General features: G+C 70.7%; 10 protein-coding genes. 3 read left to right on the top strand and 7 right to left on the bottom strand.

Annotated elements, in window-relative coordinates:
* Positions 1–69: 69 nt before the first annotated feature.
* From EYA84_RS25360 to EYA84_RS25330, 7 genes are all read right to left on the bottom strand, one after another.
* On the bottom strand, positions 70–348 hold the full coding sequence (locus EYA84_RS25360; protein WP_131056022.1) for a hypothetical protein: 279 nt from the start codon (positions 346–348) through the stop codon (positions 70–72).
* The gene (locus EYA84_RS25355; protein WP_131056020.1) at positions 345–602 is read right to left on the bottom strand and encodes a hypothetical protein; all 258 of its coding nucleotides are present in this window, start codon (positions 600–602) and stop codon (positions 345–347) included. The genes EYA84_RS25360 and EYA84_RS25355 overlap by 4 nt, the downstream gene beginning before the upstream one ends.
* Complete coding sequence (locus tag EYA84_RS25350) at positions 602–808, bottom strand: hypothetical protein (protein WP_131056018.1); 207 nt, start codon at positions 806–808, stop codon at positions 602–604. Before EYA84_RS25350 ends, EYA84_RS25355 begins: the two co-directional genes overlap by 1 nt.
* Entirely contained in the window at positions 805–1,371 is a 567-nt protein-coding gene (locus tag EYA84_RS25345) for a hypothetical protein (protein ID WP_131056016.1), read from the bottom strand. The genes EYA84_RS25350 and EYA84_RS25345 overlap by 4 nt, the downstream gene beginning before the upstream one ends.
* 102 nt (positions 1,372–1,473) lie before the next feature.
* Positions 1,474–1,938, bottom strand: coding sequence for an HNH endonuclease signature motif containing protein (locus EYA84_RS25340; protein ID WP_162854385.1), 465 nt, complete (start codon positions 1,936–1,938; stop codon positions 1,474–1,476).
* Positions 1,935–2,159, bottom strand: coding sequence for an AlpA family transcriptional regulator (locus EYA84_RS25335; protein ID WP_131056015.1), 225 nt, complete (start codon positions 2,157–2,159; stop codon positions 1,935–1,937). Before EYA84_RS25335 ends, EYA84_RS25340 begins: the two co-directional genes overlap by 4 nt.
* Positions 2,156–2,473 (bottom strand): helix-turn-helix domain-containing protein, encoded by a 318-nt coding sequence (locus EYA84_RS25330; RefSeq protein ID WP_161595036.1) that lies wholly within the window; start codon positions 2,471–2,473, stop codon positions 2,156–2,158. Before EYA84_RS25330 ends, EYA84_RS25335 begins: the two co-directional genes overlap by 4 nt.
* 80 nt (positions 2,474–2,553) lie before the next feature.
* Here EYA84_RS25330 and EYA84_RS25325 point away from each other — a divergent pair, with 80 nt between their 5' ends.
* The 3 genes from EYA84_RS25325 to EYA84_RS25315 form a co-directional block, all read left to right on the top strand.
* Entirely contained in the window at positions 2,554–2,964 is a 411-nt protein-coding gene (locus EYA84_RS25325) for a helix-turn-helix transcriptional regulator (protein ID WP_131056011.1), read from the top strand.
* A 13-nt stretch (positions 2,965–2,977) separates the two neighbouring features.
* Complete coding sequence (locus EYA84_RS25320) at positions 2,978–4,129, top strand: site-specific integrase (RefSeq protein ID WP_161595035.1); 1,152 nt, start codon at positions 2,978–2,980, stop codon at positions 4,127–4,129.
* 294 nt (positions 4,130–4,423) lie between these two features.
* Positions 4,424–5,404 (top strand): MFS transporter (locus tag EYA84_RS25315; protein ID WP_131056007.1); only part of this gene is annotated, 981 nt, incomplete at its 3' end.

Raw genomic sequence — 5,404 nt, 5'->3', positions numbered from 1 at the left:
GGCGTGGTCAGGAGTGCGGCGGCGAGCGCGGTGGCGGCGTCGATGGCCATGCGTGCGCGGGTGGGCCGGTCAGCCATGGCGCACCGTCCGCTGGGTGAGCACCCACGCGTCGAGGCGGGCGATGGTCGCGGCGGCGCGCCGCCGGTGGTCGGCGGCAACCTGCTGCCGGTGTTCGATGGCGCTGGCGGGGATGGCGGTGAGGGATGCCTGCTGGTCGGCGACGGTCTGCCGCAGCCGGGTGATGTCGGCGACGGTGCGCTGGGTGGCCCGCCGGTAACCGGCGACGTACGCGGCGAACAGCAGCAGGGCGGCGGCGAGGCCGACGACGACGGAGATCAGGTGCGTCACGAAGTCACCGCCTTGACGCGCACCGCCGACTGGGGCATCCCGGACGCGACCATGTGGTCGGCCATGAAGGTGGCGTCGTCCTCGTCGTAGTCGCCGATCCGGACTACGCCACCGGTGATGCAGGCGGCCTTCACCTCGCGCAGCCGCCCGGAGGCGACGAACATCTGCCGCCGGGCGAACCACCAGTCGGCGCCCTGCCGGGACGACTCGACGACGCCCTCGTTGACCTCGATCGCGTACCTGCGGGCGGCCATCACGCCACCTCGCGCAGGGCCGGGTCGACCAGCGGGGTCAGGCCGGGCGCGTGCGGGCGCAGGCTGTAGACCGGCGCCCCCGCCCACGACGCCAGCAGCTCCGAGCAGTCGCAGGCCTCGCCCTTGAGGACGGTGCCGCAGCAGGTGGAGACGGGCGGGGTGATGGTGGGGTGCCACGGGCTGGGCGGCAGGTGCGGCTGCGTCATCGGGTCACCGCCCGGCACTGCGCGTCGGCGCACACCCACTCGGTGGCGATCTCGAGCGGGCTCCCGATCGCCATGACCAGGCCGGTGGTGGCACCGCAGTCCCGGCAGATCCGGTGCGACTCGCCCGGAATGCTGGCGGCGGGCTCGGCCTGCTGCTCGGTGGCCTCGGGCGCATCGCACAACTCGGCGTCGCACCGCCACTCCAGGGGCCGGTACAGCATGAGCGTCTCCCGGTCAGCGTCCGACAGCCCGGCGGCCCACTCGCTGGCGGTCGCAGCAGTGAGGGCCGACCAGTCGGTGTCCATGGCGGCGAACTTCTGGCCCGAGGAGCGGCAGCAGTTGATGCAGGCGGGGCCTTCGCCGAAGGCCAGGCCGGTCGGCAGGTGGGTGATGGTGAACCCACCGTCGAACCACGTCTTGCCGTCCTTGTCCATGCCCACCACGGGGGTGATGGCGAGCCACTCACTGATGGGCTCGCAGGGCAGGACGATCGGCCCGCTGTCGGTAGTGACGGTGGCGGTGGCCAGCGGCGCGGGCGCCGGATTGGTGATCGTGTCGGTCATGCGATACTCCATTTCGATCTGGCGCTCCGCGATGTCCTTGCCGGGATGGCGGGGCGCCGTTCGTTTCCGGGGCCGGATGGCGCCGGGGTGGTGCTCAGGCCGCTACGCGGCGAGCCGTTCACGTCGGCAGGTCTTGCACTCCCGTCGGGCGTAGCCCTTCGCGGTCCGCCGGCTGTACGTGTTCTCCGGCGTGTACCTGTGACCGCGGGGGCAGTGGGTCTTGGCCGCGTTGTGGTGCGGCATCGTGTGCGGGCTGCGCAGCAGGTTCTCCCGCTGCGTCACCGCCTCCAGGTGCGCCGGGTTGACGCACAGCCGGTGGGCGCAGGTGGTGCCGCCCGGGCAGGTGGTGTCGGCGTTGTGGCACTGGTGGTCGACGGTGAGTCCGTCGGGGACGGCCCGGACCATCAGCTCGTAGGCGACCCGGTGGGCGCCTTCGGACTGCTTGCCGAACCGGCCGTACCCGTCGTCGTTCTTGTGGCCGCGCCACGTCCAGCAGGCGTCGGGTCCGCCGGTGGTATCGACCTGAGCGATGAAGGCCCGGATCCGCAGCGGGTTCACGGTGATCACGCGGCCACCGCCCTCGAGGCGGGCGGGCCGTTGAGTACCGGCTCGGGGGTGAACATGGCGTCGATCGCGCGGACGTCGTCGGCGGAGAACCGGACGAGCCTGCCGCCGGGGACGCGGCTGAACGGAATCGCGCGCTGCTTGACGCGAACCCGCACCCACTCCTTGGACAGGCCGTAGCGGTCGGCGAGCTGCTGCATGTCGAGGAACGCCGGGGTGCTCATGCCGCTGCCTTCAGCAGAGTTCGGCGCTGCCGGGGGCCGGTGAGCTTCAGCGAGCGGCAGATCCGGGCGTACACCGGCGGGGACACCCGCCGGCGATCGCCGCGCTCGATCTGCGAGAGGTACTGAACGCTGATTTCGCAGGTAGAGGCGAACTCTCCCAGCGTCACCCCGGCCATCTGGCGCAGCTCTCGGAGCTTCGCGCCGTCGATCTCGACCGCTGCGGGTCGAGGTGCGACGGTTGTTGGCCTTGGATCAGTCATGCCACTGACATTAGCAGCGTTCAGCAGAGTTCCGCAATAAAGTCTGTTGAACACGGCGGATGCTAGCTGAACGGCTACCCGAGGGTGGCCGGGCCGGTATCCCTAAGCACAATTCCGCTGGCACAATGCCCGTCATGGATGAGGGTGGCCGGCGAGAACGCCTGGCGCAGAAGATCAAGAAGAGACGCCTCGAAGACCTCGGCCTCAGCGTGTCGGCAGCCGCCCGCGCCGCCGGCATCGACCGCGCGACCTGGACCAGCGCCGAGAAGGGCGACCGCGACACCCAACCCCACAACTGGGCCGGCATCGAACGAGCCCTGAACTGGCGCCCCGGCAGCATCGCCGCGATCCTCGAGGGCGGCCACCCCACACCAGCCACCGGCGAAGCAGCCGACGAAGAGCTGGAACTCGTCCGCACCGACCCCCGCCTCAGCGACGAGATGCGTGAGCGCATCACCACCCTGATCCTGGAGCGACGCGAGCGCGACAAGGCCGCCGCCATCGAGGAGACTCGGAGGATGATCGACCTGTTCAAGCGGGGCTGACGGCACCGTGTGGGTGGAGAAGAACGGACCGACCTACCGGATCCGGGACATCATCGACGGCAAGAAGGTCACCCTGGAGAAGGGGTGGCCCAACAAGACGTCGGCCAACAAGAGGCTGATCACGCTCAAGGCGGACCAGCTCCGCGGCGACTTCATCGACCCACGGGCCGGGAAGTTGGTCGTGGGGGAGTGGGTGGCCATCTGGTGGCCCGGCCACGAGACAGGCCTCAAGCCCACCTCCCGCCAGTCCGAGGGCTCCCGGGTGCGGATGCACATCGTGCCGCTGCTCGGCCACCTCGCGCTCGACGAGGTCGACAACATCGTCATCCAGGCGTGGATCACGAAGCTGCTCACCGGTCTGCCGGACCTGGACCGGCCGGGGAAGTGGGTGCGCCGACCACTCTCGGCGAAGACGGTCCGCTCCTGCCACGGCCTACTCCACAGCCTGATGAGCGCAGCGGTGCGCGCACGGAAGATCCGCACCAACCCGTGCGTCGACACGAAGCTGCCGGCGCTCGCGCCCCGGGAGATGCGGTTCCTCACGGAACCGGAAGCCGGCCGGCTGCTCGCCGCCGTGCCGGAGCACTGGCGCCCGCTGGTGCTGCTGCTCGTCTCGACGGGACTGCGGTGGGGCGAGGCGGTGGGGCTCCAGGTGAAGAACCTCGACGTGCTCGATGGGCGACTCACGGTGGAGCGGGCCATGCACGAGATGGCCGACGGGTCGCTGATCTTCGGCACGCCGAAGACGGCGCGCGGGCGGCGGACGGTGACGTTCACCCGGAAGGCCGCCGACCCGCTCGCGGGCCTGGTCGTCGACAAGGGCCGGGACGATCTGGTGTTCCTCACGCCGACCGGCAAACCGGTGCGTGCCCGGAACTTCCGTCGGGGGTGGCTGCTCTGGACTGAGGCGGCCGGGCTCGCCGGGCTGCGCATCCACGACCTGCGGCACACGCAGGCCGCCTGGCTGATCTCGGCGAACGTCCCGCTGTCGGCGATCTCCCGGCGGCTCGGGCACGGCTCGATCGCGGTCACCGACGGGCTGTACGGGCACCTGCTGCCGCAGGTCGACGTGGGGATCCTCGCTGCGGTGACGGACGCCCTGGAGCACGTGGACCTGGCGACGGTGGTCGCCGAGATGGAGGAGGAACTGTCCGAGGCGGCGTAGGGGAGAGGTAGGGGAATCCACTAACCCGGCGCTACCCGTTGATACCCGATGCCACCTCGTATGTGCAGGTCACGCACGGTGCACCCGCCCCGACCTGCGGGTCCGGGCGGGTTCAATTCCCATCAGTCACCCCACACCTGCGAGGCCCGAACCTTTGGTTCGGGCCTCGTTCTCGTTCCGGTCGCCCCTCCCCTCGGGCCGCCACGCGCCCGTACCCGCTGCGACCTTGCCCTCGACAGATATTTGAACGATAGTTCTAGTTGTACTTTCGTTCAAATATCTTGTGGGGGTGCCGTGTCGGAGGTCGCCGTCCGGCGTGCGGGCGGGCGCGAGTGGGCGGGCCTCGGGCTGCTGGCGCTGCCCACGCTGCTGCTGGGTCTGGACGTCACCGTGCTGTACCTGGTGCTGCCGAGCATGGCCGAGGCGCTCGACCCGTCGGCCACGCAGACCCTGTGGATCATGGATGCCTACGGGTTCCTCATCGCCGGGTTCCTCATCACCATGGGTACCCTGGGGGATCGCATCGGCCGGCGACGCCTGCTCCGGATCGGGATGGCCGCGTTCGCGCTCGTGTCGGTGCTCGCGGCCGTCGCGCCCAGCGCGGAACTGTTGATCGCGGCCCGTGCGCTGCTCGGGATCGCGGGCGCGACGTTGATGCCCTCGACGCTGTCGCTGATCTCCAACATGTTCGCCGACGCCCGACAGCGCGCGATGGCGATCGGGGCCTGGGCCACCATGTTCGCCCTGGGCATGGCGGCCGGTCCGGTCGTCGGCGGTGCCCTCGTCGACGCGTACTGGTGGGGCGCGGCCTTCCTGCTCGCCGTCCCCGTCGCGATCGTCGTCCTGATCGGGGCGAGGTCACTGCTGCCCGAGTACGCCGACCCGCAGGCCGGGCCGCTGGACCTGGTCAGCGTCGCGTTGTCCCTGGCGGCGATCCTGCCCGTCGTCTACGCCGTCAAGCAGGCCGCCTCCCACGGTGCCGGTGCGCGTACGCCGGTCCTCCTCGTCGTCGGCGCCATCGCCGGGGTGGCGTTCGTCCGCCGGCAACGGCACCTGACCGCGCCGCTGCTGGACGTGACCCTCTTCGCCGACCGGGCCTTCTCCGCAGCTCTCGCCGTCCTGCTGATCGGGCTCGTCGGTGTCGGCGGCACCATGTACATGGTCACGCAGTACCTCCAACTCGTGGAGGGCCTCACCCCGTTCACCGCGGGCCTGTGGATGGGTCCGCCGGCGCTGGCGATGTTCGCCGCCGCCGTCGGCGCGCCCCTGGTCGCC

The sequence above is a fragment of the Verrucosispora sp. SN26_14.1 genome (assembly GCF_004307965.1).
Lineage (GTDB): Bacteria > Actinomycetota > Actinomycetes > Mycobacteriales > Micromonosporaceae > Micromonospora.
The sequence above is the reverse complement of the archived record's forward strand: the minus strand, read 5'-3'. Positions and strand labels throughout refer to the sequence as shown.